At 64.1% G+C, this 18,282-nt stretch carries 20 protein-coding genes, 1 tRNA gene and 1 other RNA gene; 8 read left to right on the top strand and 14 right to left on the bottom strand.

Annotated features, from left to right (window positions below):
• Together A2J01_RS17895 and A2J01_RS17890 are read right to left on the bottom strand one after the other, a co-directional pair.
• Positions 1 to 1,116 (bottom strand): glutamine synthetase family protein (locus A2J01_RS17895; RefSeq protein WP_064113246.1); only part of this gene is annotated, 1,116 nt, incomplete at its 3' end.
• Between the two features lie 107 nt (positions 1,117 to 1,223).
• The gene (locus tag A2J01_RS17890) at positions 1,224 to 2,795 is read right to left on the bottom strand and encodes an alpha/beta hydrolase (RefSeq protein ID WP_007735453.1); all 1,572 of its coding nucleotides are present in this window, start codon (positions 2,793 to 2,795) and stop codon (positions 1,224 to 1,226) included.
• 207 nt (positions 2,796 to 3,002) lie between these two features.
• On the opposite strand from A2J01_RS17890, the gene panB reads away from it, so the two are divergent.
• The 3 genes from panB to pip are packed head-to-tail and all read left to right on the top strand — an operon-like array spanning position 3,003 to position 5,329.
• The gene (gene panB, locus A2J01_RS17885) at positions 3,003 to 3,854 is read left to right on the top strand and encodes a 3-methyl-2-oxobutanoate hydroxymethyltransferase (RefSeq protein WP_064113245.1); all 852 of its coding nucleotides are present in this window, start codon (positions 3,003 to 3,005) and stop codon (positions 3,852 to 3,854) included.
• A 51-nt stretch (positions 3,855 to 3,905) separates the two neighbouring features.
• Positions 3,906 to 4,346, top strand: a complete 441-nt coding sequence (locus A2J01_RS17880) for a hypothetical protein (RefSeq protein WP_020969914.1) — start codon at positions 3,906 to 3,908, stop codon at positions 4,344 to 4,346.
• Positions 4,346 to 5,329 carry a prolyl aminopeptidase gene (gene pip, locus A2J01_RS17875; protein ID WP_064113244.1) on the top strand — a complete coding sequence of 328 codons (984 nt, stop codon included), beginning with the start codon at positions 4,346 to 4,348 and terminating at the stop codon, positions 5,327 to 5,329. Before A2J01_RS17880 ends, pip begins: the two co-directional genes overlap by 1 nt.
• 4 nt (positions 5,330 to 5,333) lie before the next feature.
• Here the strand turns inward: pip and A2J01_RS17870 are convergent, their stop codons facing one another.
• From A2J01_RS17870 to rnpB, 3 genes are all read right to left on the bottom strand, one after another.
• Positions 5,334 to 6,743: an RNB domain-containing ribonuclease gene (locus A2J01_RS17870; RefSeq protein ID WP_064113243.1), complete on the bottom strand. Its 1,410-nt coding sequence runs from the start codon at positions 6,741 to 6,743 to the stop codon at positions 5,334 to 5,336.
• Positions 6,744 to 6,851: 108 nt separating this feature from the next.
• Positions 6,852 to 7,037: a hypothetical protein gene (locus tag A2J01_RS17865; RefSeq protein WP_007735457.1), complete on the bottom strand. Its 186-nt coding sequence runs from the start codon at positions 7,035 to 7,037 to the stop codon at positions 6,852 to 6,854.
• 320 nt (positions 7,038 to 7,357) lie between these two features.
• An RNA gene (rnpB, locus tag A2J01_RS17860) (RNase P RNA component class A) lies at positions 7,358 to 7,772 on the bottom strand.
• Positions 7,773 to 7,826: 54 nt separating this feature from the next.
• Between rnpB and A2J01_RS17855 the strand changes: the two genes are divergently transcribed.
• Together A2J01_RS17855 and A2J01_RS17850 are read left to right on the top strand one after the other, a co-directional pair.
• The gene (locus A2J01_RS17855; RefSeq protein ID WP_007735458.1) at positions 7,827 to 8,354 is read left to right on the top strand and encodes a DUF1697 domain-containing protein; all 528 of its coding nucleotides are present in this window, start codon (positions 7,827 to 7,829) and stop codon (positions 8,352 to 8,354) included.
• Positions 8,355 to 8,382: 28 nt separating this feature from the next.
• Positions 8,383 to 9,618 carry an SLC13 family permease gene (locus A2J01_RS17850; protein ID WP_064113242.1) on the top strand — a complete coding sequence of 412 codons (1,236 nt, stop codon included), beginning with the start codon at positions 8,383 to 8,385 and terminating at the stop codon, positions 9,616 to 9,618.
• Between the two features lie 29 nt (positions 9,619 to 9,647).
• Here A2J01_RS17850 and A2J01_RS17845 read toward each other — a convergent pair whose 3' ends face one another.
• The 4 genes from A2J01_RS17845 to cobC all read right to left on the bottom strand — a co-directional run bounded on the left by A2J01_RS17845 (position 9,648) and on the right by cobC (position 13,794).
• On the bottom strand, positions 9,648 to 10,787 hold the full coding sequence (locus A2J01_RS17845) for a bifunctional RNase H/acid phosphatase (RefSeq protein WP_064113241.1): 1,140 nt from the start codon (positions 10,785 to 10,787) through the stop codon (positions 9,648 to 9,650).
• Positions 10,784 to 11,521 carry a zinc ribbon domain-containing protein gene (locus tag A2J01_RS17840; protein WP_003941604.1) on the bottom strand — a complete coding sequence of 246 codons (738 nt, stop codon included), beginning with the start codon at positions 11,519 to 11,521 and terminating at the stop codon, positions 10,784 to 10,786. Before A2J01_RS17840 ends, A2J01_RS17845 begins: the two co-directional genes overlap by 4 nt.
• 108 nt (positions 11,522 to 11,629) lie before the next feature.
• Positions 11,630 to 12,763, bottom strand: coding sequence for a Nif3-like dinuclear metal center hexameric protein (locus A2J01_RS17835; protein WP_030537562.1), 1,134 nt, complete (start codon positions 12,761 to 12,763; stop codon positions 11,630 to 11,632).
• Positions 12,760 to 13,794, bottom strand: coding sequence for an Rv2231c family pyridoxal phosphate-dependent protein CobC (gene cobC, locus A2J01_RS17830; RefSeq protein ID WP_064113240.1), 1,035 nt, complete (start codon positions 13,792 to 13,794; stop codon positions 12,760 to 12,762). Before cobC ends, A2J01_RS17835 begins: the two co-directional genes overlap by 4 nt.
• Positions 13,795 to 13,850: 56 nt before the next feature.
• Between cobC and A2J01_RS17825 the strand changes: the two genes are divergently transcribed.
• Genes A2J01_RS17825 through A2J01_RS17815 form a run of 3 tightly spaced genes read left to right on the top strand, consistent with a single transcriptional unit; the run spans position 13,851 to position 16,011 of the window.
• Entirely contained in the window at positions 13,851 to 14,546 is a 696-nt protein-coding gene (locus A2J01_RS17825) for an HAD hydrolase-like protein (RefSeq protein ID WP_042445748.1), read from the top strand.
• Complete coding sequence (locus A2J01_RS17820; RefSeq protein WP_007735468.1) at positions 14,533 to 15,024, top strand: low molecular weight protein-tyrosine-phosphatase; 492 nt, start codon at positions 14,533 to 14,535, stop codon at positions 15,022 to 15,024. Before A2J01_RS17825 ends, A2J01_RS17820 begins: the two co-directional genes overlap by 14 nt.
• Before the next feature lie 48 nt (positions 15,025 to 15,072).
• On the top strand, positions 15,073 to 16,011 hold the full coding sequence (locus tag A2J01_RS17815; RefSeq protein WP_064113239.1) for an SURF1 family cytochrome oxidase biogenesis protein: 939 nt from the start codon (positions 15,073 to 15,075) through the stop codon (positions 16,009 to 16,011).
• Here the strand turns inward: A2J01_RS17815 and A2J01_RS17810 are convergent.
• From A2J01_RS17810 to A2J01_RS17790, 5 genes are all read right to left on the bottom strand, one after another.
• Positions 15,952 to 16,971 carry a cobalamin biosynthesis protein gene (locus tag A2J01_RS17810; RefSeq protein WP_064113247.1) on the bottom strand — a complete coding sequence of 340 codons (1,020 nt, stop codon included), beginning with the start codon at positions 16,969 to 16,971 and terminating at the stop codon, positions 15,952 to 15,954. The genes A2J01_RS17815 and A2J01_RS17810 overlap by 60 nt on opposite strands.
• A 65-nt stretch (positions 16,972 to 17,036) precedes the next feature.
• Positions 17,037 to 17,261: a hypothetical protein gene (locus tag A2J01_RS17805; protein WP_050656439.1), complete on the bottom strand. Its 225-nt coding sequence runs from the start codon at positions 17,259 to 17,261 to the stop codon at positions 17,037 to 17,039.
• 92 nt (positions 17,262 to 17,353) lie between these two features.
• Positions 17,354 to 17,425 (bottom strand) — tRNA-Val (locus A2J01_RS17800).
• A gap of 32 nt (positions 17,426 to 17,457) precedes the next feature.
• The gene (locus A2J01_RS17795) at positions 17,458 to 17,922 is read right to left on the bottom strand and encodes a peroxiredoxin (RefSeq protein ID WP_003941619.1); all 465 of its coding nucleotides are present in this window, start codon (positions 17,920 to 17,922) and stop codon (positions 17,458 to 17,460) included.
• A 35-nt stretch (positions 17,923 to 17,957) separates the two neighbouring features.
• Positions 17,958 to 18,282, bottom strand: a 325-nt coding sequence (locus A2J01_RS17790; protein ID WP_064113238.1) for a DUF3052 domain-containing protein, incomplete at its 5' end; no start/stop codon positions are given.

Genomic DNA, 18,282 nt, shown 5'->3' with positions numbered 1-18,282 from the left:
TTCTGCCTCGGGCGGCAAGGTGTAGCCCTTCTCGATGCCGCGAAGACCGGCAGCAAGCAGGACCGCGAAAGTCAGGTACGGGTTGCAAGCCGAGTCTGGGCTACGGATCTCGACGCGGCGCGAGGACGCCTTGTTGGGCGTGTACATCGGGACGCGAATGAGAGCCGATCGGTTGGACGGGCCCCACGACGCAGCAGTGGGTGCCTCTCCCCCGTGGACGAGTCGCTTGTACGAGTTGACCCACTGGTTCGTGACCGCACTGATCTCGTTGGCGTGCTCGAGGATGCCGGCGATGAACGCCTTGCCGGTCTCGGAGAGCTGCATCGGATCGTCCGGATTGTGGAAGGCGTTGGTGTCGCCCTCGAACAGGCTCATGTGGGTGTGCATCGCGGAGCCGGCCTGATCGCTGAACGGCTTGGGCATGAAGCTCGCCCGGACGCCTTCACCGATCGCGACCTCCTTGACGACGTACCGGAACGTCATCACGTTGTCGGCCATCGAGAGTGCGTCGGCGTAGCGCAGATCGATCTCCTGCTGACCCGGCGCGGCCTCGTGGTGGCTGAACTCGACCGAGATGCCCATCGACTCGAGTGCGTCGATGGCGTGGCGGCGGAAATTCGGAGCCGAATCGTGCACGGCCTGGTCGAAGTATCCGCCCGAGTCGGCCGGGATCGGTGGAGTGCCGTCGATCGGGCCGTTCTCCAGAAGGAAGAACTCGATTTCCGGGTGGACGTAGCAGCTGAAGCCCAAGTCGCTGGCCTTGCTCAGCTGGCGACGCAGTACGTGGCGCGGATCGGCCCACGACGGCGAACCATCGGGCATCGTGATGTCGCAGAACATGCGAGCGGAATGCTGCGCACCGTCCTTGTGCGCCCACGGCAGGATCTGGAATGTCGAGGCGTCGGGCCGAGCGACGGTGTCGGCTTCGGAGACTCGAGAGAATCCCTCGATGGCGGAACCGTCGAATCCGATTCCCTCCTCGAAGGCGCCTTCGAGTTCGGCGGGGGCGATCGCCACCGATTTGAGGTACCCGAGAACATCGGTGAACCACAAGCGGACAAACCGAATGTCGCGCTCTTCCAGGGTACGAAGCACGAATTCTTTTTGGCGATCCATGCACGCGAGACTAAGCAAGCCACGTTAAATCTGTGTTACATCAGTGGTCCCGGTTAACAGAGTGATTGGTCACCATCGAATAGGCGCAGCGTACGGCGTCGCGCCGGTTAACATGTCAGACCCTCTTCCGGAGCCTTCAAGTAAACGAAGTAGTCGACGACGGCATCGTCGACGCAGGAGTTTCCGTCCAGAACCACCGTGTGTTGGGTTCCGTCGAACGTGATCAGAGCAGCGCCCAACTGCTTCGCGAGATCCACTCCGGCCTGATACGGGGTCGCCGGATCCTGCGTCGTGGACACGACGACCAGCTGCGGCAGACCGGCGTCAGCGAGCGCCTGGGGGTCGAGCGCGTGAGGGCTGCCGGTAGCCGGAACGGGCCAGAACGCGCACAGGTCGAGCGGCGCTTGACCCGTCCCGCGGCCGTCGTCGAGGAACGGCGCCGCCTCGCGGTACCGAGTGTCGGATTCGCCGGCCTCGGCGCGGTCGGTGGTTGCCGGATCGTCCACGCAGCGAATGGCGTTGAACGCGTCGTTGATGTTGGAGTAGCTGCCGTCATCCTCACGGCCTTCGTACATGTCGGCGAGATTGAGCAGCGAATCGCCGCGTCCGTCGGCCAGACTCGACAGACCCCCACGCAGCGGCGTCCACAACTGCGGCGAATACAGAGCCTGCTGGACGCCGGTGATCGCGTCGGAATAACTCAGCCCTCGCGGATCGGTGGTCTGTGCCGGCTTCTCGATCAAAGGATCGACGAGTGCCTGAAAGCGTGCCTGCGCCTGCGCCGGATCATCACCCAGCGGGCAATCCGTTCGCGAGACACAGTCGGCGACAAAGGCGTCGAACGCGCCTTGGAAGCCCTGCCCCTGCAAGACCACTTCGTCGACCGGATCCTGCTCGGGGTCGAGCGCGCCGTCGAGGACCATCGCTCGGACGTTCTGCGGAAAGGTTTCCGCGTACGTGGATCCGAGCCGGGTCCCGTACGAGAACCCGAGGTAGTTCATCTTCGGATCGCCGAGAACGCCCCGAATGACGTCCATATCTCGCACCACCTCGTAGGTACCGACATGAGCGAGGAACTCCGTACCGGTCCGCTCAGCGCACTTGGCGGCGTAGTCCTTGCTGTCCGCCTCGGCGAGAGCGATGCCCTCCGGCGTCATGTCGACGTTGACCTCCGCACGCTCCGCGTCGGTCTCCTCCGGCGTCAAACACCGAACCTGCGGGGTCGACGCCCCGATCCCCCGCGGATCGAAGCCGATCATGTCGAAACGTTCCTGCAATTCGGTGCCCGAACCCGAGGTCGCCATCGACAGCCCGGACCCACCCGGCCCGCCGGGGTTCAGCAACAGTGAGCCGATGCGGTCGCCGGTAGCCTTCGAACGCGAGATCACCACCTTCGCGGTGTCGCCGTTCGGATTCGCGTAGTCGACGGGAACGCTCACCTCGGCGCAGTCGATCCCACGCCCCAGCGGCGCAGTTCCTTCTTCGACAAATTGGTCGCACGAACCCCAGTCGAGCGTCTGCTCGTAGAATTTCTCGAGGCCGGACGGCACCGCGGACGCGGCAGAACCAGCAGGTTCCACTGATTCGGGCGTGCCTTCCGAACTGGTGCAACCGACAACCAACACGAGCACTGCTGCGCTTCCGGCGAGGGCACCGGAGAGGCGAACGAACTTCGACATGCCATCGATGGTGCCAGGAAACCGCGATAGCCAGCGGTTCGCCTCGTCTCGGCACCTACCTGATACGCGCGCGGTGATGTGACCCATTGCACCCCGTCAACTATTCGTGTCGGCGATGTCCGGTGGCAGACTGAACACGTCATCACCCACACCCGGGGACCCGAAGGCGATCAACGCTCAGGGCCTCGAGGCCAGAAAGGGACAACGATGTCCGAAACACCTCTCTACGGTTCTGTACCCACTGCAAGCTCTACCGATGCACCGAAGCGTAAGACGCGCATTCACCACCTCGCCGAGATGAAGCAGAACGGCGAACGCTGGTCGATGCTCACCGCTTACGACTACTCCACGGCACGCATCTTCGAAGACGCAGGCATCCCGGTGCTGCTCGTCGGCGACTCTGCCGCCAACGTCGTCTACGGCTACGACACCACCGTGCCGATCACCGTCGACGAACTGCTCCCGCTCGTGCGTGGCGTCGTTCGCGGCGCGCCGCACGCACTCGTCGTCGCCGACCTCCCCTTCGGCACCTACGAGGGTTCCGCCGAGCAGGCCCTGTCGACTGCGACGCGGTTCATGAAGGAAGGCCTCGCGCACGCCGTCAAGCTCGAGGGCGGCGAGCGGATGAGTAAGCAGATCGCGGCTATCACCTCGGCCGGCATCCCCGTCATGGCTCACGTCGGATTCACCCCGCAGAGCGTGAACTCGCTCGGCGGATTCCGCGTCCAGGGTCGCGGCGACGCGGCCGAGCAGCTTGTGGCGGACGCCATTGCAGTCCAGGAAGCCGGGGCGTTCTCCGTCGTCATGGAAATGGTTCCGGCCGAGATTGCGGGCCAGGTCAGCCGCAAACTCACCATCCCCACCGTCGGCATCGGGGCCGGTTCCGAATGCGACGCTCAGGTACTCGTCTGGCAGGACATGGCGGGTTACACGAGCGGTAAGACAGCCAAGTTCGTCAAGCGTTTCGGTAACGTCGGTGACGAACTGCGTTCCGCAGCCGCAGCCTATGCATCAGAAGTTCGCACTGGCGCTTTCCCGGCCGCAGAACACAGTTTCTGATCCGAGACCGGCGAACGCCGCCTGTCTCTCAACCAGCCAGGGGTGCGTTCAATGATCGGTAACCGTCGAAGTTCTACTGCCGCAGCTGTAGTCGGTGCGGCAGCTCTCGTCACGGTGCTGAGCGGATGCGCGGGAGGGTCCACCAACTCTCCCGCGCCCAGCAGCACTACGCCCGCGAGTTCCACCAAGACGGCGCCGGCAACAACCTCCGCGTCCGGTTCGACGTTCACCGACGCTCAGGTCCAGCAGTTGTGCTCGGATATGGAAGGGCAGCTGCAGAACTGGCGGACCGTCACCCCGACGCTCGGCAAGGGCGGACTGAACACGATCGTCATCACGTGGGCGACGCAGAACGGCATCAACCTGCTCGATCTCGCCCAGAACCGCGAAAGCATCGACGCGGCAACCTCGGCCGCGTGCCCGGACGTCCGGGGCGGCGCGATTTCCGCACTCGAGATCCCCGATCTCGCCTCCGGGCTGGTGGGCTTCTGATGAGCGAAACGTCAGCACCGCCGTCGGCTCTGCGGAGTCTCTATCCCCCGATCGAGCCTTTCGTCACCGGCTTCCTCGATGTCGGTGACGGCCAGAGCATGTACTGGGAAGTCAGCGGAAATCCGGACGGCAAGCCGGTGGTGTTCCTGCACGGTGGCCCCGGCGGTGGTGCGCAACCGGCGGTACGCCAGTTCTTCGATCCGGCCGCATACCGCATCGTTCTACTCGACCAGCGCGGCTGCGGGCGGTCCACCCCTCACGTTGCCGACGGCGCCGACCTGTCGGTGAACACAACGGACAAGCTGCTGGCCGACATCGAAGCCCTGCGTGAACATCTTTCGATCGACAAGTGGATGGTTTTCGGCGGGTCCTGGGGTTCCACGCTGTCCATCGCCTACGCCGAAACGTTTCCCACGCGCGTCACTGAGCTGGTCCTGCGCGGGATCTTCCTCCTGCGTCGCAGTGAGATCGACTGGTACTACAACGGCGGCGCGGGAAACATCTTCCCGGAGCGCTGGGACAAATTCCTCGAACCGGTACCCGAGGCGCAGCGCGGCGAAGACCTCGTCGCGGTCTATCACCAACTGCTCCATTCCGAAGACCCCGCCGTCGCAGCCCGGGCAGCGATCGCCTGGTCGGCCTGGGAAGGATCGACGAGCTACCTGTACCCACAGGCGGACAAGATCGAACAGAACTCCGAGACCAGGTTCGCCTTGGCCTTCGCTCGTATCGAGAACCACTACTTCGTCAACGGCGGATTCTTCGACGAGGGTCAACTCCTACGCGAAAGCTCCGCACTGCACGGCATTCCGGGGACGATCGTCCAGGGCCGCTACGACGTCGTCTGCCCCGCCACCAGCGCGTGGGCGCTGCACAAGGCGTGGCCCGAATCCAAGCTCGTGATCGTCGACGACGCCGGACACTCCGCGATGGAGCCCGGCATCGCACATCACTTGGTGGAAGCCACCGATTCTTACCGGTAGCTCGCTACGCCGGGAACGTGAACTCCACCGTCCGTTTGACGGTGTCGACGGCGGTGAGTCGCACCTTTGCGCGCTCACCGTCGTCGGGCGTTCCGACGCATTTCGCAATCACTGCGACCGACGGGACAAACACTTCCGCCGAGCGCTTTCCGTCCTTGGCGCGCATCACCACTGCGTCGAAGACCTCGCCGACCCGGCCGTCGAGCAGCGTGGACTCGGTCAGATCGATGCACGCACGGTCGACCTTGTTCGCCAGCGAGTCGGACCCACTCATGATGTCGGGCAGCTCGGGAAGTGCAGTGCGCGCCCATTCCGGTACCGGCGTACCAGCTGTGATCGCCAGACACACCTCGGTGCTGAAACGATCGGACAGCCGGCGCAGCGGAGCAGTCACGTGAGCGTAGGGCGCTCCGATCCCCGCATGCACCGTCAACTCCGGTAGTCGGCCGTCGAAGGCCGCGTAGTCTGCCCCGCGCAGCAACGACGGCGCAACCGACATCAGCGCCATCGTCGACGGCTCGTTGGAATCGAGTCCGGCAAGAATCTGCCCGACGCTTTGCCCCTCCGGCCACGTGATACCCAGCGCCACTGCAGTTCTCCGCAAGGTCCGAACCGCGGACTCCTCGGCCGGCGGCAGCGTGCGAAGCAACCCGATACCTGCGTCGATCATCATGCGGCCGGCACACATCCCGGTCAGCAGCGACACTTCTGCGTTCCAGTCGTCCGCTTCGGTGCGTGGCTCCAGTTCGATCCGCCAGCGAGCCGAGGACTCGTCCTCCGGCTGATCCCGAACCACTGACTGCTCGGGCAGTTTCAGCTCGATGGCACCCCTGGCAACCGCCGAGACACTGCGCAATCGTCCGAACTCCGGTAGTGCGGCGATGGACGGATGCAAGGTTCCCGCGTCGGCATCGCGCTGCACGGTCGAATAGTCCAGACGTGCCACCGATTTCACCAGAGCGCGTCTCACCTGCCACGACGTCGGCTCGGCCTGCGCGTCGAGTTCGATCCGCCACAGCGCGGCGGGACGAACCACGTCCGGCAGCAGACTCGCCGATCCCTCCGACAACGCTCGGGGATGCAGCGGGACGGAACCGTCCGGGAGATAGAAGGTTTGGCCCCGCTTGCGGGTTTCGATGTCGAGAGCGCCACCCGGCGTCACCACCGCCGCGACGTCGGCGATCGCGTAGTGCACGACGTACCCGGTCGAGGTCTTCTCGATGTGCACTGCCTGGTCGAGGTCCATCGATCCGGGAGGGTCGATGGTCACGAAGGCGATACCCGTTTCGTCGACACGCCCGGCGCCGAAACGATCCACGGCATTCTCGGCCTCGGCCTGCGCCGCAGCCGAGAATGCTCCTGGCAAGTCGAACTCCGCCCGAACCACTCCGAAGTCGATTCCCTGCACCATCATTCGACTTGCGGGCACGCATCCTCCATGATCGGTTCGGGCCGGTATAGCAGCAGTACCGGTCCCAGTTGTTCGAGTCCCAGCTGTTCCAAGTCTCAGTTATTCCAAGTCTCAGTTGTTCCAGTCTTCGTCTGCCCGATCGGCGGCTTTGTTGCGTTCGGCAGCGATCTTCAATGCATGCTCGGCAGAGTCCCGATCAGGGTACGGCCCCATCCTCGTCAGCGAGGACGCGCCCTTTCCCTGCGTGACGGAACCGTCGGACACGTCGAAGTACCAGAGTCGATCTTCATCAGTCATATCCACAGTGTGACATCAGAGTGAGATAGAAGCTTGTAGATCGCTGTGAGACTGATATTCTTTCTACTTGGCCTGGCAGGTGAGAACCGGACATTCGAACGGTGAGTTCTGCTTGAATGCCCAACACAAGCTACGAACAGAAAATGGAGTGCGCATGTCCGCAATTCTTTACGATTACCTCCTCCCGCTCATGGGCCATGACGCGGCAACGTACTGGGCTACGCTGCTGGTCATCAAGCCTGTCTGACAGCTTTCGACCATAAAGAAGACCCCCACCGATCCGGTGGGGGTCTTCTTTGTGCTCTCTTGCAGATCGCGGGCGGACGAGTCGGCGTGTAAGCCGGATCCTGTCCTGCGGCACCGAAGTGCCGAGTGGCGACCATCCATCTGGGCACACCGTCGCCGGGTGCCTCGAGCGGTTCACCCGCAGGCTCGGGCGAGCAGCCCTCGAACACCTGCGCAGCCGCACCGCGAGCGATGCGACCTTCAACCTTGCTCCGGGCGGGGTTTACCTAGCCACCCCGGTCACCCGAGGTGCTGGTGCGCTCTTACCGCACCGTTTCACCCTTACCTGCCTCGAAAGGCAGGCGGTCTGTTTTCTGTGGCACTGTCCCGCGAGTTGCCTCGGGTTGCCGTTAACAACCGCCCTGCTCTGTGGAGTCCGGACTTTCCTCGGCCCCAGGCCTGTGCGCGATACGCGCTGGTTCCAGAAGCCGCGGCCGCCCGGCCAACTCGTCCGCCCCCGTATGCTACCGGGCGCCTGTCGGTGGCCGGCACTATGGTCACCGTATGACTCGGTACGTGGCCCTGCTACGCGGTATCAACGTGGGCGGCATCAACATCAAGATGGCGGACCTGGCGAGAGTCTTCGGTGACCTCGGATTCCAAGGGGTGAAAACCGTGTTGGCCTCAGGCAACGTTCTGTTCGACAGTCCGAGCACCGACATCCCGACGCTGAAGAAACAGATCGAATCCGCCCTTGCCCGCGAGTTCGGCTACGAGGCTTGGGTGTTCGTCCTCGACCTTCCGACACTGCAGGCGATCGTGGACAACTACCCGTTCGAGCGCGAACGCGAGGGTTGGCATGCTTATGCGATGGTTGCCTCCGAGCCGGAAATCCTGGAGGAATTGAGCACTGCAGCAGCGCAACTCGATGCCTCGGTCGAGCGTGTGGCGGCAGGCGACGGAGTCCTGTACTGGGAGGTCGAGAAGGGGCAGACCGTCAAGAGCGCGTTCGGCAGGAACACCGGAAAACCGAAGTTCAAGGCGTTCACCACAACCCGAAACCTGAACACGCTCTACAAACTGCTCAAATGACGCTCGCCCCGACACGGAGCACCATCGCGTGACTCTTCTACCGATCCTGCTCGTCGCCCTCGTCCTCGTCTTCGCGATAGTGCGTCCACGCGGGCTTCCCGAGATCGTCATCGCCGGGCCGGCAGCTGTCGTCGTTCTCCTGACCGGCGTCGTAACTCTCGACGAAGCCCGCGACGAACTGGCGAGCATGGCACCCACCGTCGTCTTCCTGGTTGCCGTGCTGGTTCTCGCTCATGCCGCCGATGCTCTCGGCGTCTTTCGCTGGGTCAGCCAGATCCTGCAGCAAAAATCCCTCGCCGATCCACACCGGTTGCTGATCTATGTGTTCGGCGCCGCCGCCCTGACCACGGCGGTCCTGAGCCTCGACGCCACCGTCGTGCTGCTGACACCCGCGGTGATCGCGGCCGCACGATCCATCGGAGCAAGTCCCCGGCCGCATTCCTATGCCAGTGCGCACCTGTCGAATTCGGCGTCGACCCTGCTGCCGGTGTCCAACCTGACCAACCTCATCGCGTTTGCCGCAACAGGTTTGACGTTCTTGCACTTCACCGCATTGATGGCGTTGCCGTGGGTCGTGACGATCGCTGTCGAGTACCTGATTTTTCGACTGTTCTTCCGTTCGGAACTCCCGCGGGGCGACAGCGCCGAACCGCCGGTGGCAGCCAGATCTGCGCCTGCGCCGATTCTGCCGCTGACGGTGATCGGAATGACGCTGCTCGGTTTCGCGGTTTCGGGTTTCTTCGGGATCGAGCCCGCCTGGATCGCGGTGGTGGGTGCGAGTGTCCTGGGAGCGATCGCTCTGGCTCGGCACCGTACGACCGCCGCCAAGATGCTCTACGCTGCCGACCTCTGGTTCTGCGCGTTCGTCCTGGTTCTCGGAATCATCGTCGCCGGAGTCGCGAACGGGCCGGTGGGCGAATGGATTGCGCAGATCCTGCCAGGCGACACCAGCTACGGCTCACTGCTCTTTGTCGCCGCAGTAGCGGCGGTAGCGTCCAATCTCGTCAACAACCTGCCGGCAACCTTGCTGATGATCGCAGCGCTCGGAACGGCGGCACCTCCAGCTCTGGTGCTTGCGATGTTGATCGGCGTCAACCTCGGCCCCAACCTCACCTACGTGGGCTCACTGGCAACGATGCTCTGGCGACGAGTCGCCACCAGCGCGGGCGCACCGCCCACGCTGGCGACATTCACTCTGCTCGGGGTCATCACGACGCCACTGACATTGCTCGCCGCCGTGAGTGCCCTGTGGTTGGTGATCTGATCAGAGGCTGATCAGCCGTCGGGGCTCTTTCAGCGAAGGTGTGACGTGTCGTTGACCAACCGGACCGAGGCTCCCCCGTCGGGATAGAACTCGGTGATACTCAGCGACGCCAGATCCAGATGCAACCGGTACAGCAACGACGGCCCGGCATCGAGGGCCAGCTGCACCAAAGTCTTGATCGGGGTGACGTGAGAGACGACCAACAGCGTCGCGCCGCCGTAGGTCGAGATCAGGTCGTCACGCGCGGCGACGACTCGTTCGCGTACCTCGTCGAAACTCTCGCCGCCCGGTGGACGCACCGAAGTGTCCGAGAGCCATTCGCGATGCAGGTCCGGGTCACGCTCGGCTGCCTCGCGGAACGTGAGTCCGTCCCAGTCGCCGAAATCGGTTTCGATCAAACCCTTGTGCTCGACGACGGGTAAACCGAGCACGCGGGCCGATGCCTCTGCCGTCTCACGGGTTCTGCCGAGGGGTGAGCAGACGATGGCGTCGATACCGCCTCGGTTCCCGAAGCGTCCGGCTGCGCCGGCAGCCTGCGCGCGGCCCAGTTCCGTGAGCTCCGGATTCCCGCGTCCGGAATACCGGCGATCGACCGACATCGCTGTCTGTCCGTGACGTAGCAACAACATTCGTGTCGGCTTGCCGGTGGTGGCGATCCATCCCGGAGAGCCGGCGATCTGCGGCTCCGACGTCTCTTCGGACGGCGCGGCAGGTGCAGCAGGTGCGGGGGCCGAAGGTGCGACTGGGCCGGTTTCGATGCCGGCAGCCGCGTCCATCGCCTCGTTGGCAAGACGATCGGCATGAGAGTTCTCGCCGCGAGGAATCCACGTGTAGGTCACTCGCGAGAACTGCGTCGCCAGCTCGGCAGCGCGCCGCTGCAGCGGAATCATGTCCGGGTGCTTGACCTTCCAGCGCCCGGACATCTGCTCGACGACCAACTTGGAATCCATGCGGACGTCGACCGTCGACGCGCCGAGTTCACCGGCAGCGGTCAACCCGGCGATCAGTCCGCGGTACTCGGCGACGTTGTTGGTCGCGATACCGATGCTTTCCTTGCGTTCGGCCAACACCGAGCGCGAGGCGTCGAAGACCACGGCGCCGTAGCCGGCCGGGCCGGGGTTGCCGCGCGATCCACCGTCCGCCTCGACGATGACCTGCGTGGGAGTCACAGACCGGACTCCTTGGTACGCACCATGATTGCGTTGCACTCTGGGCAACGAACTACGACGTCGGCCGGTGTCGCGGCAATTCGCGAGATCTCGCCGCGGTCGATCTCGATCCGGCAAGCGCCGCATCGGCGTGCCTGCAGAAGCGCCGCGCCCGGTCCGCCCAGGCTGCGCTGCTTCTCGTAGACAGCAAGGAAATCGGCGGGGAATTCACCGACGAGTCGTTCACGATCGGCGGCGCAACGCTCCTGCGCCTTGTCCAGATCAGCGACGGCATCGTCGCGGCGACGCTTGGCGTCGATCAGCTCTTCTTCGGCCTGGGACAGCTGGGCACCGGCGTGATCGTGATCGGCCTGCAACGCCTCACGCTGCTCCATCACTTCGAGCAACTCGTCTTCGAGGAGCCCCTGACGCCGGACCAGGCTGCCGAGTTCGTGTTCGAGTTCGGTGAGCTGCTTCGCCCCGACCGATCCGCTCTGCAGGAGTGTGCGGTCACGATCCTCGCGCTGACGAACCGCGTCGACCTCGCCTTCGAGCTTGCGAATGTCGCGATCGATGTCGTCGATCTGGATTTCGACGGCTACGGACGCGTCTTTACGGCTGATTCGCTCGGCCTCGAGACGTTCGACTTCCTGCTGCTCGGGAAGCGCTCCGCGTCGGTGGGTGATCCGAGTGAGCTCAGCATCCACCCCGGCGAGGTCGAGAAGCTTGGATTGCACCTGTGGTTCGACGTTCACGCTGTATAACTCCTGCTGTAAGTCCGATGTCGGCAGTGCTCGCGAAGGACGGCTCTCGAAGAACTGCTCTTGAATTGTTCGTGCAACCGTACCTTGCAGAGCGCTGCACTAATGCGCACTCAAACACCACGGATCGGTGCGAATTGTCGAAACCCGGCTTTCCCACTCCGGATTGTCGGCAAACGCGGCGTCGAGCACCGATTTCGCCTGTGCGCACCACGGGTATTCACTCGCCCAGTGCGCGACGTCGACCAGAGCCGGGCCACCGGCGCGTAGATGCTCGTCCGCGGGATGATGCCGCAGGTCCGCAGTGACGTAGACGTCGGCGCCCAGTGCCGCCACCACGTCGAGATACGAGTCGCCGGAACCGCCGCACACCGCCACGGTACGAACGGTCGCGTCTGGATCTCCGGCCGCGCGAACACCCCACTCGGTCGAGGGCAGTGAGCGCGCCACTCGCGCGGTGAATTCCCGCAAGGTTTCGGGGTGGTCGAGCTCACCCAACCGCCCCAGTCCGAGTGAACTGGGGAACGCTGCGAGTTCGAAGACATCGAAGGCCGGTTCCTCGTACGGATGGGAGGCACGCAATGCGCCCAGCACTGCGCTTCGCTTTCCGCGAGGGGCAATCACCTCCACACGATTCTCGCGAACCTGCTCCACAGCGCCGACGGTCCCGATCGTCGGATTCGCTCCGTCGGCGGGCAGGAACTGACCCGTACCGGTGACGGTCCAACTGCACTGGCTGTAATCACCGATCCGCCCAGCCCCGGCCTCGAAAAGTGCATCCTGCACGGCCGATGCATTCTCCACCGGAACCATGACGACCCACTTGTCGAGCGGCTGCGTCGGCTTGGGTTCGATCGGGCGCAGCACGGTCAGGCCCAGAGCCTGCGCCAACGCGTCGGACACTCCGGGGTCGGCCGAGTCCGCATTGGTGTGCGCCGAGAACAGCGCGCACCCCGCCTTGATGAGCTTGTGAACCAACGCACCTTTGGGAGTGTGAGCACCGACGGTGTCCACCCCACGCAGCAGAAGTGGATGGTGAACGACCAGAAGGTCGGCACCGGAGGCGATGGCGTCGTCGACCACTGCCTCGGTCGGATCCACCGCGAAGACCACTCTCGTCACAGCGTCGGCCGGATCGCCGCAGACCAGGCCGACCGAGTCCCACGATTCCGCCAGGGCCGGCGGATAAGCGGATTCCAGCACGGCTATGACGTCCGCAAGGGTTGGGCCACTCACAAGATCTCCTTCATCGCTTCGATCAGTACCGCAACCTGCTCGGCTGGACGGACGGCCACGCGCAGCCGATCCGGGCCGAGTCCGGGAAAGGTGTCGCACCTGCGGACGGCGATTCCGCGGGCACGCAGGTGCTCTCGCATCGTGGCGCCGTCACGGACGTCGATGAGCACGAACGGCCCCGCAGCGGGTTCGTGCACGGCAATCCCGATCTCGGTCAGTCGCCGCGACATGTCTCGGCGGTCCACGGCAATCACGTCCGCTTTGATCCTCGACTGCTCGACGGCAAACGGTTCGCAGCACGCCGTGATGGCCTCGATCTGCAGACTGCCCAATGGCCAGTGGGCTCGGCCGTGACTGAGTCGAGCCAGAAGATCGGGAGAGCCGATCGCGTATCCACACCGCAATCCGGCGAGCGCCCACGTCTTGGTCAGGCTCCGAAGGACCAGTACATCCGCCGACTCGACACCGGCGATGCTCTCCGTTTCGCCGGGGACCGCGTCGCCGAAGGCCTCGTCCACCACCAGGATCCGGCCCGGCTGACGCAATGCCAACACATCGGCCTTGGGGTGAAGCACGGACGTCGGGTTGGTCGGATTGCCCAGAACGACAAGGTCCGCGGATTCGGGTACCTGCGCGGTCCGAAGCTCGAAAGGCGGCTCCAGAATCACTTGAGTCACCGGCACACCGGCCTCTCGCAGTGCCAGTTCCGGCTCGGTGAACGACGGATGGATCAGCGCTGCCGAACGAGCGCCCAGGCGCGGCAGCATCGCGAATCCCTCGGCACCGCCCGAGAGCAACAACACCTCTTCGGGCCGGCGCCCGTGCCGCTGCGCGACCGTTTCGCGAGCCTTCAGTTCCGCTGCGGCCGACGGGTACGAACCAAGCGTCGCCAGCCCTGCGGCCAGCCGATCCCGCAACCACTTCGGCGGGCCGGAGCCTTGAACGTTGACGGCAAAATCGAGTAACCCGGGCTCCGCTTCGACATCGCCGTGATGTCGCAAGCTCTCCAGGTCAACCGTTCCGGTACTCACCCGGTCAGCCTACGGTCGAGCACCGTGCGCGGACATCACCCCTGCCGTCCGGGACAATGAGTGCCGTGACGACACCACCCCTCGACCGTTTTCCTGTAGTTCTGTTCGATCTGGACGGCACCATCACCGATTCCGCTCCCGGCATTCACGGCGGCTTCCGACACGCGTTGGCAACTGTCGGCCATCCGGAGCCGACGGAAGCGATGTTGGCATCGGTGATCGGCCCGCCGATGGTCGACACCTTCAGGTCACTCGGTATGGCCCCGGCGGACGTGGATCGGGCGATCGCCGCGTACATCGAGCGTTACGACGCGACCGGGTGGCAGGAGAACTCGGTGTACGAAGGCATGGACGTCGTCCTGGGTAAGGCTCGCGCGAGCGGCACCCGACTGGCCGTAGCCACCTCCAAGTCGGAGCGATTCGCCATTCGAATCCTTGAGCATTTCGGCCTGGCCGAGCACTTCGAGTTCATCGGCGGCGCGAGTGACGACGGAACTCGTCGGGCTAAACCCGATGTGATCGCGCATTCGCTGACCTCACTCGGGATCACTCCCGTCCTCGCATCCGACGGCGGAACCCCCGACGTTCTCATGATCGGCGACCGTGATCACGACGTGCTCGGCGCCGCGAAGTACGGCATCCCCACCGTCGTCGTCGAATGGGGCTACGGTTCCGCCGAGGAAGCGCGGCAAGCGTTTCGCTCCGTATCGTCGGCATCCGAACTGGGAGGACTTCTCGATGGCCGCCACTGAACCACTCCACGTGACTGAACCACTTCATGTGACGTTTGTGTGCACCGGCAATATCTGCCGGTCACCGATGGCCGAAAAGATCTTGCTCGCGCATCTGGACCGTGAAGGCCTCGCCGACCGAGTCCGTGTCAGCAGTGCAGGTACCGAGGGGTTTCACACCGGTAGCGAGGCCGACGAGCGGACCAACGTCGTGCTCCGAGCGGCCGGATATCCGACGGGCCACAGTGCCGCGCAGGTCAATGCAGATCATCTCGCCGCCGATCTTGTCGTCGCCCTCGACACCGGGCACGAACGTGAGCTTGCTCATCTCGGCGTGCCCACCGAGCGTCGGCGCCTACTGCGATCGTTCGACCCCGAGGCGGACGGAGAATCGGTTCCGGACCCGTACTACGGGGACCAGGAGGACTTCGAACTGGTTCGAGACCAGATCGAAGCGGCCATTCCCGACATACTCGACTGGATCCGCGAGCGAGCCTGAACCCGGAGCAAAATTCACTCCCGTTCGGGCAACGGATACCGTGGACGTGTGCGAAGACTGAAATTCCTGTTGCGGCCCGGTTGGTTGGTACTGGCAGCTGTGGTCGGGCTCTTCGCCTACCTGTGCTTCACCGTGCTCGCCCCATGGCAACTCGGCAAGAACACAAAGACCGAGCACCGCAATGATCTGATCTCGAACTCGATCAACGCGGAGACCGTGCCGATCGGTGACGTCATCGCCGATTCGACGATCGCACCGGACGACGAATGGCGAAACATCACCGCGGCAGGCACCTATCTGCCCGACGCCGACATCCTCGTTCGACTGCAGTCCATCGAGGGCGCACCGTCGTACGAGATCCTGACGCCTTTCCTTCTCGACGACGGCCGCACGATCCTCGTCAATCGCGGATACGTTCGGCCGATCAACGGCGCCGAGGCACCGCCCATCGCCGCGCCGCCGACCGATCCGGTCACTCTCAACGGTCGCGTGCGTCTGTCGGAAGGCACCGCGCCCGGCCGAGTTCCGATGTTCGAGGACGGCGCGAAACAGGTCTACTCGATCGACGCACAACCTATCGGCGAGTTCATCGGAACGGACCTGATCGACGCGTACATCCAACTCGAACCCGACCAGCCCGGCGGCCTGGGGACGATCCCTCTCCCCCAACTCGATGCAGGCCCCTATCTCTCGTACGGGTTCCAATGGCTGGCGTTCGGCATCATGGCGCCGCTCGGACTGGCCTACTTCATTCGCGCGGAGTGGCGCGAACGTCGCAAGGAGAAGGCAGCTCAAGCAGCTGTCGACGGCTTCGCAGCGGACGACGCCGCTACCGAGACGACCCCGGAAGCGCCGGTGTCCGCGCCTGCCTCACACCCCGCCGAACCGGCTCGTACCTTCAGCCGTCGCAAGAAGCCGGAGCCGGAATCAGTGCCGCTGACGGCGCAGGAAGCCAAACTTGCCGATCGATACGGCAATACCCGCTGAAATACCCGCTGACACCACAACTGCACTGATCTGCACCGCCGACGAAAGCCTCGCCGCGCGGCGCAGATCGTTCGGCGTCGGCACAGGCCCGCGGCCGAGGACGGGACGCATCTCCACCCCGTGCGCGTACTCGGTCCGACCACCCAACGAAATGCCCAACGCCCCTGCCGCCGACGCTTCCGCGACGCCCGCATTGGGGCTTGGATGAGCCGCTGCGTCGCGTTTCCACGCTGCCAGTGATTCCTGAACCGAGCCGCCTACCACCGGTGCACACGCAGCCGTCAGCGCACCTGTCAGCCGAGCGGGGACGATGTTGACCAGGTCGTCGAACCTCGCCGCAGCCCACCCGAATCTGCGGTATTTCTCGGAGCGGTAGCCGATCATCGCGTCGAGGGTGTTGGCGGCGCGGTAGACGAACAGACCCGGCACGCCCGCAATTGCACCCCAGAACATTGCACCGACGCTTGCATCCGAGGTGTTTTCGGCGACCGACTCCAGCGCTGCACGCGTGAGGCCGTCCTCGCCCAGCACTGAGGGATCGCGTCCACACAGTGAAGGGAGAAGCTCGCGCGCTTTCGTCAGGTCGCGATCGACCTGTGACGCCTCCAATCGAGCGGCCATGTCGATGCCGGTGCGTGCAAGCGACGTCCCGCCGAGCACGGCCCAGGTAGCCATCGCTGTCGTACCCGTGACGGCCACCCAACCGGCCCGGCGCGACACTTTTTCGGCTGCGAGCCCAAGTCCTGCGGTGCCGGCCAAGAGCACGGCAACATGAAGTGTTCCGGCCGCGCGCGAGTCCCGGTAGGACATCTTCTGCAGCGCGATAGCCGCGGTTCCGAAGCCGGCAACCGGATGGAACCGCCCCGGATCGGCGAAGACCCGATCCGCAACGAAGCCGAGGAGAAGCCCGGCAGCTCGCGCATTGAATCGAGACTGGGACGAACGAACCGAAATCTGCACGAGCGTAGTTGTAGCAGCGACGCTCGTTCTCTGGCCAACCGTCACGTGTCTGCACGAGCCGATCTCTACCCGTCCCAGTCGATCGTCAGGTAGATCAAGCGGTGCATTCGGTTGATTTCCCAGACACGGGCAATCCCGGTCGCCAGTGCGTCGCTCTGGGAACGAACCCGGATCGTCTGCCCCGCGAACAACGCAACACTGAGACTGGGCATCTCGGCGATGTGTATGTGCGGACGGGTGGGATGCACGCGCGTCGGGTCGACGGCTACTTCGATCACAGAACTGGACATGCGTCCAGAATGGCGTATTGCGGACAATTCGTTGTCGAAAATGAAAAACCCCGATCTGCATCGACATGCAGATCGGGGTTTGAATTCTTCGGTGGGCGCGGAGGGTTTCGAACCCCCGACCGCTGGTGTGTAAAACCAGAGCTCTACCACTGAGCTACACGCCCGAACTCCCGGTGAGACCCTCACCGGGAGTGCTCTAAGACTCTAGCGCGGCAAGCGCGTTTGCCCAAAGTCCGTGGTCACGGGCTTCTCCGGGGCCGTTCATCTCGGCAAAACGAATGATTCCGTCTTTGTCGATGACAAAGGTGCCACGATTCGCGAAGCCCAACTTGTCGTTGAACACCTCGTACTTCTGAGCGACCTCACCGTGCGGCCAGAAGTCCGACAGCAAGGGAAATGTGTATCCCTGCTCAGCTGACCAGATCTTGTGAGTCGGCGAAGCACCGACAGAAATCGCGAGAATGGCGGTGTCGTCGTTCTCGAACTTCGGAAGCTCGTCACGGACCTTGCAGAGTTCCCCCTGACAAGTCCCGGTGAAGGCCAACGGATAGAAGACCAGCAGAACGTTCTTCTTACCGCGGAAATCTGCTAGCGAGACTTCCTGGTTGTTCTGGTCCTTCAAGGTGAAATCCGGTGCCTGGGCACCAACTTCGAGAGGCATGTGCGATTCCTTGGGAAAGTGCGGAAAGGACCGGGTCAGCGCTTGTTGGCCGGACGAGCCTTCGGCTGAACCAGTCGACTTCCCGACCAGTCACCGAGGTTGGCTGCCGATGTCTGCGTCAGGCCGGCAGTCGGCGCCGATTCGGCGATCTCGCTGGGCTCGACGTGTCCGTCGAGACCGGTCTTGGGAGTGAGAACCCACACGAAGCCTTCGTCGGCGAGGGGCCCGATGGCATCCATCAAGGCATCTACCAGGTCACCGTCCTCGTCGCGCCACCACAGCAGCACGACGTCGATGACCTCGTCGGAATCCTCGTCGAGCATTTCCCCGCCGATGGTTTCCTCAACCGCGGCACGAATG

This window comes from Rhodococcus sp. EPR-134 (assembly GCF_001647205.1).
GTDB lineage: Bacteria > Actinomycetota > Actinomycetes > Mycobacteriales > Mycobacteriaceae > Rhodococcus_F > Rhodococcus_F qingshengii.
The sequence above is the reverse complement of the archived record's forward strand: the minus strand, read 5'-3'. Positions and strand labels throughout refer to the sequence as shown.